Genomic DNA, 16802 nt, shown 5'->3' with positions numbered 1-16802 from the left:
TTTGGCGCAATTTATGCAGTAATGCCCCGTCAGATAGCGTATTGATAACCTCAAAGTAACTTCAGGGATTGGGAAGCATATGATTAAAAAACTATTATCTTTACTGGTATTAAGCGCAATTTCCGCCACCGCCTTTGCCGCGACACCGCCGAATACGTTGGTTGTTGCCCAGGGACTGGATGATATTGTGAGTCTGGATCCGGCAGAAGCTAATGAACTCTCCAGTATTCAGACTGTACCAAGCCTGTATCAACGCGTTGTGCAGCCGGATCGTAACGATCCCGCGAAAATCACTCCGATTCTGGCCGAAAGCTGGCAGGCTGATCCTGTAGCAAAAACGCTGACCATAAAACTCAAAAGCGATGCGAAATTTGCCTCCGGTAATCCGGTGCGCCCGGAAGATGTGATTTACTCTTATGTCCGTGCCGTCACGCTGAATAAGTCCGGTGCGTTTATTCTCAATGTACTGGGCTGGCAACCGGAAAATATCGCCAGCCAGTTGAAGAAAATCGACGACCATACTGTCCAGGTACAGTGGAGTGCTGACGTCAGTCCGGCGCTGGCGCTGAATATTCTCTCTACGCCAATTGCCTCAATTGTTGACGAGAAGTTGGTTGCGCCAAACGCCAAAAATAACGACTTTGGTAATGAATGGCTGAAGATGCATTCCGCTGGCAGCGGCGCGTTTAAAATGCGTACCTACCAACCGCATCAGGCCATCGTGATGGAAGCCAACGCCAGTTCACCGACCGGCGCACCGAAGCTGAAAAGCGTCATCATCAAAAATGTTCCCGATCCTGCAACGCGTCGCCTGCTGATCCAACAAGGCGATGCTGATATGGCTCGCGATCTGGGGGCAGACCAAATTGATGCATTACAGGGTAAACCTGGCGTCAAAGTGATGAGTATTGCCTCCGCTGAGCAGAACTATCTGGCCTTTAATACCGGCAACAAGGATAACCCGCTGATGAGTAATCCTGCGTTCTGGGAAGCTGCTCGCTGGTTGGTCGATTACGACGGCATCACCCAAAATCTGCTGAAAGGACAATACTTTACCCATCAAAGTTTCCTGCCAGTAGGTTTCCCCGGAGCACTGGAAGAGACACCGTTCACCTTTAATCCTGCCAAAGCAAAAGAGATCCTCGCTAAAGCTGGAATCAAAGACCCGCACTTCACGCTTGATGTCGAAAATAAACCGCCATTTATTACCATCGCGCAGTCAATTCAGGCCAGCTTTGCTCAGGGTGGTGTAAAAGTGGATTTGCTGCCAGCCGCGGGGAGCCAGGTTTACTCACGGGTTCGCGCCCATCAGCATCAGGGGGCCATTCGTATGTGGTTGCCTGATTATTTTGACGCACATTCCAACGCCAGCTCTTTCGCCTATAACGATGGCAAATCCAGCACCGTTGCCGGGTTAAATAGCTGGAAAATCCCGGAACTGAACAAAGAAACGCTGGCGGCAGTCGCTGAACCCGATAATGCTAAACGTCTTGATTTATATAAAAAAATGCAACAAGAACTGCAACGTAGTTCCCCGTATGTCTTTATTGATCAAGGCAAAACGCAAATTGTCATGCGTGATAATGTGCAGGGTTATCAACAAGGATTGAATGCCGATATGGTCTGGTTTGATCAGGTAACCAAATAATCCTGTACGCCACTCGCGCCCGACAACGTTATCGGGCGCGGTTACCAGGGCTGGTCCGCACTGCAGACCAGTCGCTGATTTTTCACTGTATGGAAAGATCATGTCTGCCGCTTTTTCCACTCACGCGAGATGGCGAGGCAAACGCCCTCTGCTCGCGCTCTTGCAGGGACTGTTTACCGTCTCTCTGACGTTGCTCGGCCTGCTGCTGATTACCTTTGCGCTTTCGGCCCTCTCACCGGTCGATCAGGTACTGCAAATCGTTGGCGATCACGCCAGCCAGTCCACCTATGATCAGGTGCGCCACCAGTTAGGGTTAGATCAACCGTTAGCCGTCCAGTTCTGGCATTACCTGGTGAATCTGGCTCACGGCGATCTCGGCATTGCCAGCGCTACCGGGCAACCGGTTCTCCAGGACTTGCTATCGGCGTTTCCGGCGACCCTGGAACTGGCGACGTTGGCGCTTATTGTCGGCTCCGTTGTCGGCGTTATTGCGGGTGTACTTTGCGCCCGTTATGTCGGTTCACCGCTGGATTTCGCCGTGCGGACACTGACTCTGCTGGGAAATTCCGTCCCCATTTTTTGGCTTGGTCTGCTGATGCTGGCACTGTTTTACGCCAGACTGCAATGGAGTGCCGGACCGGGCCGGCTGGATGATATTTATCAATTCACCATTGAACCCCGCAGCGGATTTGCGCTGATTGATACGTGGCTTTCTGGCGATCGCGAGGCGTTTACCAATGCCATCAACCATTTGATACTGCCGGTTTTATTACTGGCGTACTTCTCACTCGCCAGTATTACGCGCCTGACACGTTCCGCTTGTCTTGGCGAAATGAATAAAGAATATATTCTGCTGGCGCGCGCCAAAGGGGCCAGCGAGATGACAATTTTGCTACGTCATGTTTTGCCCAACATTCACGGCACCTTGCTCACCGTTATCGCTCTCGCCTATACATCGATGCTGGAAGGCGCGGTACTGACAGAAACTGTCTTTTCATGGCCGGGCATTGGGCGCTATCTCACCACGGCGCTGTTCGCGGGCGACACTACAGCAATCATGGGGGGAACATTGCTGATTGGCGTCTGCTTTGTGTTGATAAATAACCTCACCGACCTGCTGGTCCGGCTGACCGATCCGAGGTTGCGCTGATGCCGATGTTTCTCTTTTTACGCCGTTTGCGTCATTCACCCGCCGCGTTCTGCGGTTTGATAATTATCCTGTTATTGATGCTAATTGCGCTCTTCGCGCCGTGGCTGGCTCCTCACGATCCTAACTGGCAGGATGCGGCTGCACGGTTACAAGCGCCGGGTAGCCAGCACTGGCTCGGAACAGATAGTTACGGGCGAGATCTGCTTTCACGTTTAATCTACGGCAGCCGACCAGCGCTGGGTCTGGTGGCACTGGTGACCATCATTACACTCCCGGTCGGTCTGCTGATTGGCATTTTATCCGGATACTATGGCGGCTGGCTGGAACGCGTGCTGATGCGTTTTACTGACGTGGTGATGTCAATGCCGCGTTTGATTCTGGCCTTTGCTTTCGTTGCCATGCTGGGGCCGGGGCTGGTTAACGGCGCGCTGGCGCTGGCGTTAACCACCTGGCCCGCTTATGCGCGTCAGGCGCGCAGTGAGATCCAACGTCTACGACACAGTGATTATCTTGCTGCTGCAGAGATGATGGGCATCCGCGGCTGGCGTCTGCTTATTGGTCATATTTTGCCATTGTGCCTGCCATCGGCCATTGTCCGCCTGGCGCTGGATTTAGCAGGCATCATTCTGGCGGCTGCTGGCCTGGGTTTTCTTGGTCTTGGTGCTCGTCCGCCAATGGCGGAATGGGGAGCCATGATCGCTGATGGTATGCAGGTCATTTTCGATCAATGGTGGATTGCCGCCGCGCCCGGCGCAATTATCTTAATTGCCAGCCTGGCCTTTAATCTACTGGGCGATGGCTTGCGCGATGTTCTGGAGCCACAACATGACTGATCCGCGCCTTAGTATCAACAATCTCTGTGTCGACTATCCGGGTTCCCGGGTCGTTAACAATATCAGTTTTACATTAGGCAATGAGCGTCTGGCGCTGGTCGGTGAGTCAGGTTCGGGTAAGTCCATGACCGCCCGCGCCCTGATGGGGCTGGTACGCAAACCCGGAATGGTAACCGCAGACACACTTAACATCCTGGGTCGTGATGCGCTCACCCTTAACGCGCGTGGATGGCAACAACTGCGCGGTAACGATATCGCAATGGTATTGCAAGATCCGCGTTATGCACTTAATCCTGTGAAAACTGTGAAAGCGCAACTGGAAGAGGCACTTACGCTTCACCAACGCCTGAGTCGCCGCGAAAAAGAAGAGAAAATAAATACCGCAATTCAGGCTGTCGGCCTTAATACGCGAGTGTTGCAAAGCTATCCACGAGAACTTTCTGGCGGGATGGGGCAGCGAGTGATGATTGCAATTGCGCTCATCAACAATCCCCGGGTATTGATTGCCGATGAGCCAACATCGGCACTGGATGTTCGCCTGCGCAATCAGATTCTGGAACTGCTGGTGACCCTGTGTGAACAACGACAGATGGCGATGCTGCTGATCAGTCACGACCTGCCATTAGTTGCCCAATTTTGCCATCGGGTGCTGGTGATGTATCAGGGAAGTAAGGTGGATGAAATGCGCGCCGATGCGCTACCCACAGCAACACACCCTTACACGCGCACACTGTGGACTTGCCGCCCGAGTGCGCAAACTTACGGACAGATGCTGCCGACGCTGGACAGGACGGCGATGACGCCGGAGAAATACCATGACGATTGTTGAAATTAATCACTTGCAGGTTACTTTTGCTGAGAAAACCGCAGTTTCAGCCGCCAGTTTTTCGGTTAATGCCGGAGAAACATTTAGCTTAATTGGCGAATCAGGCTGTGGAAAATCCACAATTTTGCGCGTAATTGCCGGATTACAGCGCGACTGGCGCGGCCAGGTATCGCTGTTTGGGCACACCATCAAACCAGGCATGCGTTTTCAGGGCGATCTCCGCCGCAATGTGCAAATGGTGTTTCAGGATCCCTATGCCTCATTGCATCCCAATCATACGTTGTGGCGAACGCTGGCTGAACCGCTCAAAATCCGTGGTGAACGTGAAATAGAAAAACACGTCCATACCGCACTGGAACAAGTTGGTTTACCTGCCGACGCCGCTCGCCGCTACCCGCATCAACTTTCCGGTGGTCAGCGACAACGTGTGGTTATTGCTCGCGCCCTATTATTACGGCCACAACTTCTTCTGCTGGATGAACCCACCTCAGCACTGGATATGTCGGTACAAGCGGAAATTCTTAATTTGTTGAATCAACTGAAGCGGAAGCACCAAATGACCTATCTGCTGGTCAGCCACGATGCAGATGTCATCGCGCACATGTCTGACCGGGCGGCAATGATGGATGGGGGGAAAATTCAGCGATTTTTCGATCGCAACGCTCTGGAAAAAGGTGAGCATCGGATGGATTAAAAATCCTTACATCGCATTAAATCATTCTGCCTGCAGGTCTTTTTACAGTTGTTTTTTTGTCCATCCGAACACTTTATACTGTCTATACCCTACCAAACCTCATTATCAAAATGAAAAAAATTATCACTTTGATGTTATTTTTGACATTCTTTGCCCACGCGGACGACTCCGAGCCAGGCAGCCAGTATGTAAAGGCAGCAGAGGCCGGAGATAAACGCGCACAATATTTTCTTGCCGATAGCTGGTTTAGCTCCGGCGACTTGAGCAAAGCCGAATATTGGGCACAGAAAGCCGCTGACAGCGGTGATGCCGATGCCTGCGCGCTGTTAGCGCAGATCAAAATCACTAATCCGGTCAGTCTGGACTATCCACAAGCAAAAGTGCTTGCCGAAAAAGCGGCGCAAGCGGGCAGTAAAGAAGGTGAAGTGACGCTGGCACATATTCTGGTTAATACCCAGGCAGGTAAACCGGATTATCCGAAAGCGATTTCACTGTTAGAAAACGCCTCGGAAGATTTGGAGAACGACTCCGCCGCTGATGCCCAAATGCTGCTTGGCTTAATTTACGCCAACGGCGTGGGCATCAAGGCCGACGATGACAAAGCAACCTGGTATTTCAAGCGTAGCTCTACCATTTCCCGTACCGGGTATTCCGAGTACTGGGCGGGAATGATGTTCTTAAACGGTGAAGAAGGTTTTATCGAGAAGAACAAACAAAAGGCGCTGCACTGGTTGAACCTGAGCTGTATGGAAGGGTTTGATACCGGATGTGAAGAATTTGAAAAGTTAACTAATGGCTAAAATTGGGGTGTCGGATGCGGCGTAAACGCCTTATCCAACCTACAAAAATTACGCTAAATCAGGCTATTGTGCAGTCTGGCGTAGGCCTGATAAGACGCGGTAAGCGTCGCATCAGGCATCCACACATTGCCGGGTGGATATAACTTCCCGGCAATCTTCAATTACTGATCCGCCGTCTTATCAAATTTGCCCAGCACTTCACGCTCGTAGGCCATCGCCTTTTTGCGGTCAAATTTGTGTTCCCACTTGGCAATTACCAGCACCGCCAGCGCATTACCCACCACGTTCAGCGCAGTACGCGCCATATCGAGGATACGGTCAACACCGGCAATAAACGCCAGGCCTTCCAGCGGGATCCCCACGCTACCCAGCGTTGCCAGCAGCACCACAAACGACACGCCCGGCACGCCAGCAATCCCTTTCGAGGTCACCATCAGCGTCAGTACCAGAATGATTTCCTGCCAGATGGACAAGTCAATGCCATACAACTGGGCGATGAAGATAGCGGCAATACTTTGATACAGCGTCGAACCATCAAGGTTAAAGGAGTAACCAGTTGGCACCACGAAACTGGTGATTGACGCTGGTGCGCCGTAGGCTTCCATCTTCTCGATAATCCGCGGCAGCACACTTTCAGAGCTGGCAGTGGAGTACGCCAGAATCAGCTCGTCTTTCAGAATACGAATCAGGATCCAGACGCTTAACCCGCACAGGCGCGCCACAATTCCCAACACCACCAGCGCAAAGAACAGAATGGCAAAATGCACCAGCAGCACCAGTTTCGCCAGCGGCCACAGAGAAGAAAAACCAAAGTTAGCTACTGTCACCGCAATCAACGCAAACACACCAATCGGCGCGTAACGCATCACCATGTGAGTCACTTTAAACATGGTTTCGGAGATGGAGCGGAACACGGTCACCAACGGTTCACGATGCGTCGCGGGCAGGGAGGAAAGTCCCAGACCAAACAACACCGAGAAGAAGATGATCGGCAGCATTTCGCCTTTCGCCATCGACGCCACAATGTTCGTCGGCACCAGCGACAAAATAGTGCCCATTATGCCGTGGGAACTGCTTTGTACCGCTTCCGTGGTGCTCTGATATTTCGAAATATCGACAGTCGCCAACTGCGACATATCCACCCCGGAACCGGGCTGGAAGACGTTCGCCAGAGTGATCCCCAGAATGATAGCGACGGTGGTGATCACCTCGAAGTAGATAATGGTTTTCGCGCCAATTCGTCCGAGTTGTTTAGCATCACCAACACCTGCAATCCCAACAACCAGCGTGGAGATAACAATCGGCACAACAATCATTTTGATCAGGTGGATAAAAATATCACCCGCCGGAGAGAGCAAATTGACGACCAGCCATTCGCGGCTGTCGCTATGGTAGTGCAGGTAACTTCCCAGGAGAATGCCCAGCACCATAGCAAACAGAATCTGCCAGGCCAGGCTGAATTTTATATTTTTCATCAGAATAACTTCCTCAATGGAGCGCCGCTCTCCCGTTCAAAAACGTGAGAACGTAACATACTGCCAGGGCATGAATTGTGTTGCGTTGGTTTGTAGATTTTTTTAACGCTTATGATCAGTATCATTTGCGCGGTATGTTGCGCAACCCTTTAACAACAGAGCTTTTCGCTGCATTAATGCATAATAACGCGAGTTTATGGCAAGATTAATGCATAACCATTTGTTATGGAAAGATTTTTATTTGTTTAATTTGCAATAATACTGATTGGTGATTATTTTCTGAATGCGTTCATTCGGTTAATTTTTATGCAGCCCAATAACATAATCTTCAGCTCCGGATGATTAATCCGATCGCCGCTGCAGCAGTTTTGCCATATTAATCGACTCAACCAACTGTGTCCGGTTTACCCTGGGTGAGTTGAGATCCATCACTTTTTGCCATAGTTCGATGGATTGCGCGTAGTTCGCCTGCATAAACGCATCAGAAGCCAGCAGCATCAGGGCGGTGATTTCGTTTTCGTCCAGCGCCAGGGCTTTGTCGATCATCGCACGAGCCTGGGCGGTCATATGCTGGCTGGCCTGGTAATAAAGCACCGTCGCCAGCGCCGCGTACAGTTCAGCGTTCTCACCGCGCAGTCGCAGCGCCTGACGGTACGCCAGCAGCGAATTACTGTAATCGTTTTGCCACAGGTAATACTCGCCCAGCAGCGCCCACTGTTCGCTATTTTGCGGGTTGGCGCGAATTTTATCCTGCAATGCCTGAAGCTGTGTCTCCGGTGTTTGCTGGCTGGCAAACTGATGTAACGGATCGCGCTGGCGCAGATACTCCGCACGTGCCGCCTGCCATTTCGGACTTAACAGATAACCGCCGATACAGAGCAGCGCCATCACAACCGCCAGCGCCACCAGCGTTTTTACCGGCACTTGAGGCTGTTTCATCGTTTCCCCCTCACCCGCCAGAGGATCAGCGCCATCAGCAGTAACAACACCACTGGCAGCGCCCACAGGAGCAGCGTCTGGCTGGTCAGCGGTGGGTTATAGCGGACAAAATCACCGTAGCGTTCGGTCATCCAGCCGACAATCTCAGCTTTGCTTTTCCCCTCCGCCACCATCTTGTAAACCTGATGACGCATACTGACTGCCACCGGCGCGTTGGATTCCAGTAAGTTCTGATTCTGACACTGCGGGCAACGTAACTGACTGGCAATATTTAACGCCTGTTCCTGTTGTTGCAGATTGGCGAATTGCCAGGTGTCTACGACTTGGGCGTGTGCAAAACAGGCAAATATCAACAGTAACGTGAGAAGCAATTTATTCATCGCGATTTCTCCCCTGCCATCCGCTTAGCAATGCACCCGCAATCATCAACAACCCTCCCCCCCAGATCCAGCGCACGCCGCTTTGTACATACAAACGAAAAGCATATCGATCTGGCCCGGTTTTCTCCCCCATCACTGCATACCAGTCATGGATGCCGTTCCAGCAAATAGACGGCTCCATCATTTGCTGACGGCGCGCTTCATAAAAACGCCGCTCCGGCGTCAGTTCACCAATACGTTGCTGATGGTCAAACAGCGCCACTACCGCTTTTTCGCTGGTGTAATTGCCTTTGGCTTGCAGATCGAGGCGTTCAAAACGGAAGGTGTAACCCGCCAGCGTCACCTGCTGACCCGGCTGTAAATTCAGGCTGATCTCCTGACGGCTAATGCTGGAAACCACGATCCCGGCGGCAAATAACAGCACACCAGAATGTGCCAGCAGCGCCGGAAGCGGTGCACGTTTGCCAGAGACATACGTCGCCAGCACAATCACCACCAGCATCAACAAACCAAACGGTAATGTCGCGCGATTAAAATACGGCGCACCAACGGAGAGACGCCCCCAGCCCAGCAGGCCGTAAATCATCGGATACAGCGTTCCCACCAGTACGATCAGCAGCACCGCGCAAAACAGTAACAGCGTTGCGAGAATTAACATTTCCCGCGATACCCCCGAAAAACGCACCGCAGAGCCACCGTCCCGCACCCGCCAGCTATACAGCGCCAAAGACGCAAGGCTAATCAGTGCAAACAGGCTGAACAGCGGCACGGCGCGAACGTTATCCAGCGCGAACGCATGAACCGAAACCAGAATGCCGGAACGAACAATCAACGTACCCAGCAGCGACAACATCAGCGTAACTATCGCCAGCAACAGCGACCAGTGGCGGAAAATTCCCTGCCGACGAGTCAGAGACAAACTGTGCAGCAGCGCAGTGGCAGAAAGCCAGGGTAATAAGGAGGCGTTTTCCACCGGGTCCCAGAACCACCAGCCGCCCCAACCCAGTTCGCAATAGGCCCACCAGGAACCGAGGATGATCCCCGCCGTTAATGCACACCACCCCGGCAGCGCCCATCGCCAGCAGACACGGGCGCTGGCTGCATCAAACTCGCCGCGCAGTAAACTCGCCAGCGCCACACTCGTCGCCACCATCAAACCGCCATAGCCGAGATAAAGCAGCGGCGGATGGAAGATAAGACCTGGATGCTGCAGCATCGGATTGAGATCGCGGCCTTCGATTGCTGGTGGGAATATGCGCACAAAGGGATCAGACCACAGCAACACAAACAGCAGCAGCGCGGCGAGTATGAGAGATAAAACGGCTAACGTGAGCGGAAATAGCGACCCGGTTTGCTGCCGATAATGCCAGGCAAACAGCGCGCTCCAGGCGGAAAGCAACAGCACCCAAAGCATCAACGAACCTTCATGACCGCCCCACACCGCCGCCAGTTTGAGTTCCCACGACAGCAAACTGTAGCTATGTTGAGCGACATAAATAACCGAGAAATCGCTGGTGAGAAAACAATACGTCAGTACGCCAAAGGCAAGCAGCAGGAGCGCGAACTGTGCCAGAGTGCCGATGCTGGTGAGCCGCATCATAGCAGGCCAGCGCAGTCGCACACCCACGAAGGTCGTCAACGGGGTCAACACGTTGACCCCGAGACTTAACAACAACGCCAGAAAACCGACTTCAGGAAGGAATACGTCCAGAAACCACCTCTTTTCTGGCCTACGCCACCGTCAACTGCCCAGCGTAGAGAATGAAAAAGCGCAGCATCAACACACCGATCAGGCTGGCTCCACACGCCGCCAGCACGGCGGGAATGCCGGAACTGCGATTCACCCACGGTTTGAGCAGCATTGGCACAATCAGCCCCAGCCCGACAACGCCAAGCCAGAACCACCCTGTCCAGAAACCGCCGCCCAATGCTGCCACCAGCGCCCGCACTTTACCGTCATCGCCCAACGCCAGACCGACGAAAAACGCCACCAGCAGGAAGATTTCACCCCATACAACGGGTATTTCCATACGGTGAACAAAGTGCGCTTCCGTGGAATGCGGGTTATTGCGCTGGCGTATCGCCATGGCGATCAGCGCCACTGCCGCACCGGACGAGATGCCGGAGAACAGGAACAGCACCGGCAGAATCGGGTTATTGAGGAACGGATACGATTTCAGCGCCGACAGCAGAAAACCGGTATAAGCCCCCAGCAACACCGCCAGCACCAGCATCAGCGTTTCCAGCCCGCGATGAACAGGCGTCAGCAGGGTCAGAACCTTTTGCACGATCCCCAGCTTCGGCAACCAGCGTTGTTGCAGGGCAAGCAAATCTTGTTCAAAGATTTTCGCCAGCCACAGCACCAGCACCACCATGTAGAGCTGAAACAGCATCACCCCCATCGACATCACCGAGGTAAAACTGTAGTGGAACATCAGTTTCCAGAAGGTCCACGGCTTCGTCAGGTGGAAGACGAGGATCAACAAACCGAGGATCACCGCGCCAGGCCCGACAAACAGCGTGGTACGCAGCAACGTACTGTCTGCACCGCCCGCCTGTGGATAGAAACGACGCAGCAACACAGCCAGCGTCACCAACCCCGCAGAAATTCCCACTAAAAACAGATAGATGGCAATCGGCCAGTCCCACACCAGCGATTCAAAATGAAATGCGGAAGCCTGAGTCATTGGCTTACCTCCCCGTATTTAAACGGCACGCGGTACAGCTTCGGCTTGGTTCCCAGCGCCAGCTTGTAGCGGTAAGTGGTTTTCTGGCGCAGCAGTTTTGAAATTTCACTGTTGGGATCATCCAGATTGCCAAATGTCAGCGCCTTCGTCGGGCAAGCCTCAACGCACGCGGGCAGCTTACCGGCCTGCAAATTGGTCTTACGGCAGAAGTCGCATTTGTCCGCGGTCTTCGTGACCGGATGGATAAAGCGCACGCGGTACGGACAGGCGGCGATGCAGTACTGACAACCGACGCAGAGATCCGGATTAACATCGACAATCCCGCTGGCGGCATCGCGAAAAGATGCACCGGTCGGGCAGACGTCAACGCACGGCGCATGGTCACAGTGCTGGCAAGACTTACGGAAGAAGCGATATTTCACATCAGGAAATTCGCCCTGCGGCTCGCTGCGAATAATCGTCAGGCGCGAAACACCTTCCGGCACCTTGTTCACTTCCCGACAAGCATCCATACAGGCGGTACAGCCGATGCATAACGACTCGTCATGCACCATGCCGTAACGCACGCCATTGATATTCAACGTTTTCGCCACCACGCGCCCTGCGGTGCCGCTGACGGCTGCCAGCACGCCGACGCCGGTGAGAAACTGGCGACGAGACCAGGTCATGGCTGCTCCTTAAGCAACGGAACAGACGCCGGGTTAAAGTTCGGATTGGTGCGCTGATCGCTGTGGCAATCGACGCAAATCTTAATCCGTCCTTTGTCACTTAACGTCTGCATCGTATCTTGCTGTGGATGCAGGGAATGACAACTGGCGCACGCCACTTTAGTGACATGAACATCGTGCGGCCAGAATGCTTTTTGCAACTGTTCCGGTAGATGACAGGACATACAGACACTGTTCTGCTCTCCAACGTTGTACATCGGCTCGTTAAAGCGCATCACATCTTTCACCCCTTCGCGATGTTGCGGCGACGGCTGGCCGTGACAGTTGGTGCAGGTAACCGGCAGTTTGTTATTCGGGTTGATAACGGAAGCATGTTTGCCATGCATACCTTCGGTGTCTGGCTTATGACAGTCCAGACAGGCGGCGTCCGGGTTACGCTGCTGGGTAACTTCGTAGCGATCATCAGATACCTGCGCTGCAGGGGTAGCGGTAATTCCGTTCAGGCTCCACAACAGGCCCGACGCCAGCACCCCGGCAGTTAATAACGAACGTAATACGCTCATATTCACTCCATTGTGTTTTCCGCCCCTTGCGAGGCGGAACGGGGTTATTGGCTTAACAGACCGTTTTTACGTGCCTGCTCTTCCCACTGCGGGATCACCGTTTTGATAAAGTCCTGCTTCTCGGCCTTGATTTGTTCCATGTTCAGGCCAATTGCCTGCTGGGCTTTCTCTTTGGTCGAGATATCCGGGATCTGGATTTCATGGGTGATACCTTTGGTCGCCAGCAGGCGCGCCAGTTTGGTACGCGCATCAGCGGCTTTATCCATCGCCGTGCCGAGCATCCGCAGACCTTCTTCCGGTGCATGCATATGAATGCCGTGGGAAGCGATCGCCAGATCCCAACGCCACTGGGCATGACGGATGTCGTCCTGAATCGGCTTCATCTCGGCTTCCGTAGCGCCTGCATCCAGTGCCGCTTTCGCTTCGAAGTGAGCGTGAACCAGTTGATCCTCAACCTTGATTTTCAGGTCATTAATCGACTGTTTACGCTCCGCGACCACTTTTTGCAGCGTGGCTTTGTCCTGGGTATGACAGTTCGCACAAGTCTGGGCGAAGTTATCAAACGGATTGCCAATTTTATGGTCGGTGTAGAGTTTGCCTTCCGCGTTCTGCACTTTCGGCATGTGACAGTCGATGCAGGTCACGTTGTTTTTGCCATGAATGCCCGCAGTCCAGGTTTCATATTCCGGGTGTTGCGCTTTCAGCATCGGCGTTTTCGACAGGGAGTTGGTCCAGTCGGAGAAGGCAATTTTGTCGTAATACTGCTCCATATTTTCGACTTTCATGCCGTTATCCCACGGGAATTTAACGGCTTTATCTTTACCGTCAAAGTAATACTCCACGTGGCACTGACCGCAGACCATCGACTGCTGGTCAAAACGACCACCTTTCTCAAAAGGCTTACCAATGGCTTCCATCGCACGTGCCGCATACGGACGGGAAAGAGTTAACTCTGGTTTGCCTTTGGCGAACTCTGGCGAAGCGGTGTTATGGCAGTCAGCGCAGCCCAGGTTGTTGACGATTTCCGGGCCCCCGCGCGCCCATTTACCGTGGAAGTAACCATCTTCTCCGTCTTTCTGGATCAAACGCGCCACGTCCGGGCTTTTACAACTCCAGCAGGCCATTGGCATCGTGCCATCTTCGGCATTTTTCGGCGCACCGGTACGCAGGGTTTCGCGCACATCGGTAACGGCGTAGGCATGACCGCGCGGTTTGTTGTAATCGCGCGAGAAAGGATACCCCGCCCACAGGATCACCAGTCGTGGATCTTCCGCCAGTGCGTCAACACGCTCTGACTGTTCCGAGGTGGCTTTCCAGGAGAGATATTGATCGGGATGCTGCGGGGCAAAGGTTTCATTCTTCGCTTCCACAGTTACAGGTTTCGCGGGAGCGGCCGTTTGTTCAGCGTGAACAGAAGTGAGAAAGAAAAAAGGAACCAACAAGCTGAAGAAACGGCGTGCGTTTATTTTTATCCTTGTCATAGGGGCTTCATCCAAATTTTGCCATTGAGGCAATGGCAGTTTTTATTGTTTTTTCATAACAGTAACCGCACATACACTGTCATGACATTGCTCGCCCCTATGTGTAACAAATAACCACACTCTGAATGTTGTCTTTAATCAATTGTAAGTGCATGTAAAATACCACTTTAGAGTTAGTCGGTATTTTTCCCGTTTCCAACGGTATGCATAACTGCATGTTCCTCAAAGAATTAATCAACTTTTGTTAGTGACCTTCAAAAATACCCTGCCGTTTATTTGCACTATTCTGCTTTTGCGTGATCTGCCGCCCAAATACTAAACAAAACTACCAATACCCCTACATTTAACGCTTATGCCACATATTATTAACATCCTACAAGGAGAACAAAAGCATGAGTCAAATTCACAAACACACTATTCCTGCCAACATCGCAGACCATTGCCTGATAAACCCTCAGCAGTATGAGGCGATGTACCAACAATCCATTAACGCACCAGATACTTTTTGGGGCGAACAGGGAAAAATTCTCGACTGGATCAAACCGTACCAGAAGGTGAAAAACACCTCCTTTGCCCCGGGTAACGTCTCGATTAAATGGTACGAAGACGGCACGCTGAATCTGGCGGCAAACTGCCTTGATCGCCATTTACAAGAAAATGGCAATCGTACCGCCATCATCTGGGAAGGCGACGACGCCAGCCAGAGCAAACATATCAGCTATAAAGAGCTGCATCGCGACGTTTGCCGCTTCGCCAATACCCTGCTCGGGCTGGGCATTAAAAAAGGCGATGTTGTGGCGATTTATATGCCAATGGTGCCGGAAGCTGCGGTCGCAATGCTGGCCTGCGCCCGTATTGGCGCGGTGCATTCGGTGATTTTCGGCGGCTTCTCGCCGGAAGCGGTGGCCGGGCGCATTATCGACTCTAACTCACGACTGGTGATCACCTCTGATGAAGGCGTGCGTGCCGGGCGCAGCATTCCGCTGAAGAAAAACGTTGATGACGCACTGAAAAACCCGAATGTCACCAGCGTTGAACATGTCATTGTACTGAAGCGTACTGGCGGAAAAATCGGCTGGCAGGAAGGCCGCGACCTGTGGTGGCACGACCTGGTTGAGCAAGCCAGCGATCAGCACCAGCCGGAAGAGGTCAACGCCGAAGATCCTCTGTTTATTCTTTATACCTCCGGTTCTACCGGAAAACCGAAAGGCGTGCTGCACACTACCGGCGGTTATCTGGTTTACGCGGCGCTCACCTTTAAATACGTCTTTGATTATCATCCGGGTGATATCTACTGGTGTACCGCCGATGTGGGCTGGGTTACCGGGCACAGTTATTTGCTGTACGGCCCGCTGGCCTGCGGCGCGACCACGCTGATGTTTGAAGGTGTGCCAAACTGGCCGACGCCTGCCCGTATGGCGCAAGTGGTGGATAAGCATCAGGTCAATATTCTCTATACCGCGCCAACAGCCATTCGCGCACTGATGGCGGAAGGCGATAAAGCGATTGAAGGCACCGACCGTTCGTCGCTGCGCATTCTCGGTTCAGTAGGCGAGCCAATAAACCCGGAAGCGTGGGAGTGGTACTGGAAGAAGATCGGCAACGAGAAATGCCCGGTGGTCGACACATGGTGGCAGACCGAAACCGGCGGTTTCATGATTACCCCACTTCCTGGCGCTACCGAACTGAAAGCCGGTTCGGCAACGCGTCCGTTCTTCGGTGTGCAACCGGCACTGGTAGATAACGAAGGCAATCCGCTGGAGGGCGCGACCGAAGGCAGCCTGGTGATGACTGACTCCTGGCCGGGCCAGGCGCGTACGCTGTTTGGCGATCATGAACGTTTTGAACAGACCTATTTCTCCACCTTCAAAAATATGTATTTCAGCGGCGACGGCGCGCGTCGTGATGAAGATGGTTATTACTGGATCACCGGGCGTGTGGACGATGTACTGAACGTTTCTGGTCACCGTCTGGGGACTGCGGAGATTGAATCGGCGCTGGTTTCGCATCCGAAGATAGCCGAAGCCGCGGTAGTCGGTATTCCGCACAATATTAAAGGCCAGGCGATTTACGCCTACGTCACGCTTAATCACGGGGAGGAACCGTCACCAGAACTGTACGCAGAAGTCCGCAACTGGGTGCGTAAAGAGATTGGCCCGCTGGCGACGCCAGACGTGCTGCACTGGACCGACTCCCTGCCTAAAACCCGCTCCGGCAAAATTATGCGCCGTATTTTGCGCAAAATTGCGGCGGGCGATACCAGCAACCTGGGCGATACCTCGACGCTTGCCGATCCTGGCGTGGTCGAGAAGCTGCTTGAAGAGAAGCAGGCTATCGCGATGCCATCGTAACCCACAATTGCCTGATGCGATCCGGCCTACATTCGGCAACGGCTGTAGGCCTGATAAGACGCGACAGCGGCGCATCTGGCGTTGATTGCCGGATGCGGCGTAAACGCCTTATCCGGCCTACATTCAGCAACGGCTGTAGGCCTGATAAGACGCGACAGCGACGCATCTGGCGTTGATTGCCGGATGCGGCGTAAACACCTTATCCGGCCTACATTCGGCAACGGCTGTAGGCCTGATAAGACGCGACAGCGACGCATCTGGCGTTGATTGCCGGATGCGGCGTAAACGCCTTATCCGGCCTACATTC

At 53.1% G+C, this 16802-nt stretch carries 15 protein-coding genes; 7 read left to right on the top strand and 8 right to left on the bottom strand.

What is annotated here, in order from left to right; genetic code table 11:
- The first annotated feature begins 79 nt into the window (after positions 1-79).
- The 6 genes from C0K55_RS12960 to yjcO all read left to right on the top strand — a co-directional run bounded on the left by C0K55_RS12960 (position 80) and on the right by yjcO (position 5951).
- The gene (locus tag C0K55_RS12960) at positions 80-1648 is read left to right on the top strand and encodes an ABC transporter substrate-binding protein (RefSeq protein WP_000592332.1); all 1569 of its coding nucleotides are present in this window, start codon (positions 80-82) and stop codon (positions 1646-1648) included.
- A 100-nt stretch (positions 1649-1748) separates the two neighbouring features.
- Positions 1749-2798 carry an ABC transporter permease gene (locus tag C0K55_RS12955; protein ID WP_105266229.1) on the top strand — a complete coding sequence of 350 codons (1050 nt, stop codon included), beginning with the start codon at positions 1749-1751 and terminating at the stop codon, positions 2796-2798.
- Positions 2798-3631 carry an ABC transporter permease gene (locus tag C0K55_RS12950; protein ID WP_001131973.1) on the top strand — a complete coding sequence of 278 codons (834 nt, stop codon included), beginning with the start codon at positions 2798-2800 and terminating at the stop codon, positions 3629-3631. Before C0K55_RS12955 ends, C0K55_RS12950 begins: the two co-directional genes overlap by 1 nt.
- Positions 3624-4460: an ABC transporter ATP-binding protein gene (locus C0K55_RS12945; RefSeq protein ID WP_105266228.1), complete on the top strand. Its 837-nt coding sequence runs from the start codon at positions 3624-3626 to the stop codon at positions 4458-4460. Before C0K55_RS12950 ends, C0K55_RS12945 begins: the two co-directional genes overlap by 8 nt.
- Positions 4447-5151: an ABC transporter ATP-binding protein gene (locus tag C0K55_RS12940; RefSeq protein ID WP_038354730.1), complete on the top strand. Its 705-nt coding sequence runs from the start codon at positions 4447-4449 to the stop codon at positions 5149-5151. The genes C0K55_RS12945 and C0K55_RS12940 overlap by 14 nt, the downstream gene beginning before the upstream one ends.
- Positions 5152-5261: 110 nt before the next feature.
- Positions 5262-5951, top strand: a complete 690-nt coding sequence (yjcO, locus tag C0K55_RS12935) for a Sel1 family TPR-like repeat protein YjcO (protein ID WP_085449492.1) — start codon at positions 5262-5264, stop codon at positions 5949-5951.
- Positions 5952-6112: 161 nt separating this feature from the next.
- Here the strand turns inward: yjcO and gltP are convergent, their stop codons facing one another.
- The 8 genes from gltP to nrfA all read right to left on the bottom strand — a co-directional run bounded on the left by gltP (position 6113) and on the right by nrfA (position 14144).
- Positions 6113-7426, bottom strand: a complete 1314-nt coding sequence (gene gltP / locus C0K55_RS12930) for a glutamate/aspartate:proton symporter GltP (RefSeq protein ID WP_000789606.1) — start codon at positions 7424-7426, stop codon at positions 6113-6115.
- A gap of 342 nt (positions 7427-7768) precedes the next feature.
- A complete protein-coding gene (gene nrfG / locus C0K55_RS12920) occupies positions 7769-8365 on the bottom strand; it encodes a heme lyase NrfEFG subunit NrfG (RefSeq protein WP_000812997.1) in 597 nt (198 codons plus the stop codon).
- On the bottom strand, positions 8362-8745 hold the full coding sequence (nrfF, locus tag C0K55_RS12915) for a heme lyase NrfEFG subunit NrfF (protein WP_001037812.1): 384 nt from the start codon (positions 8743-8745) through the stop codon (positions 8362-8364). Before nrfF ends, nrfG begins: the two co-directional genes overlap by 4 nt.
- On the bottom strand, positions 8738-10456 hold the full coding sequence (locus C0K55_RS12910; protein WP_172955686.1) for a heme lyase CcmF/NrfE family subunit: 1719 nt from the start codon (positions 10454-10456) through the stop codon (positions 8738-8740). The genes nrfF and C0K55_RS12910 overlap by 8 nt, the downstream gene beginning before the upstream one ends.
- A gap of 19 nt (positions 10457-10475) precedes the next feature.
- Positions 10476-11432 (bottom strand): cytochrome c nitrite reductase subunit NrfD, encoded by a 957-nt coding sequence (nrfD, locus tag C0K55_RS12905; RefSeq protein ID WP_061090602.1) that lies wholly within the window; start codon positions 11430-11432, stop codon positions 10476-10478.
- Complete coding sequence (gene nrfC, locus C0K55_RS12900) at positions 11429-12100, bottom strand: cytochrome c nitrite reductase Fe-S protein (RefSeq protein ID WP_000220276.1); 672 nt, start codon at positions 12098-12100, stop codon at positions 11429-11431. The genes nrfD and nrfC overlap by 4 nt, the downstream gene beginning before the upstream one ends.
- On the bottom strand, positions 12097-12663 hold the full coding sequence (nrfB, locus tag C0K55_RS12895) for a cytochrome c nitrite reductase pentaheme subunit (protein WP_010377524.1): 567 nt from the start codon (positions 12661-12663) through the stop codon (positions 12097-12099). Before nrfB ends, nrfC begins: the two co-directional genes overlap by 4 nt.
- 44 nt (positions 12664-12707) lie before the next feature.
- Positions 12708-14144 carry an ammonia-forming nitrite reductase cytochrome c552 subunit gene (gene nrfA, locus C0K55_RS12890; protein ID WP_000196871.1) on the bottom strand — a complete coding sequence of 479 codons (1437 nt, stop codon included), beginning with the start codon at positions 14142-14144 and terminating at the stop codon, positions 12708-12710.
- 392 nt (positions 14145-14536) lie between these two features.
- Here nrfA and acs point away from each other — a divergent pair, with 392 nt between their 5' ends.
- Positions 14537-16495 (top strand): acetate--CoA ligase, encoded by a 1959-nt coding sequence (gene acs / locus C0K55_RS12880; protein WP_000078190.1) that lies wholly within the window; start codon positions 14537-14539, stop codon positions 16493-16495.
- Positions 16496-16802 lie beyond the last annotated feature (307 nt).

Source organism: Escherichia sp. MOD1-EC6098, assembly GCF_002965865.1.
Taxonomy (GTDB): Bacteria; Pseudomonadota; Gammaproteobacteria; order Enterobacterales; family Enterobacteriaceae; genus Escherichia; species Escherichia marmotae.
Note: the sequence above shows the minus strand (reverse complement) of the source record. Positions and strands in the feature narration are given on the sequence as shown.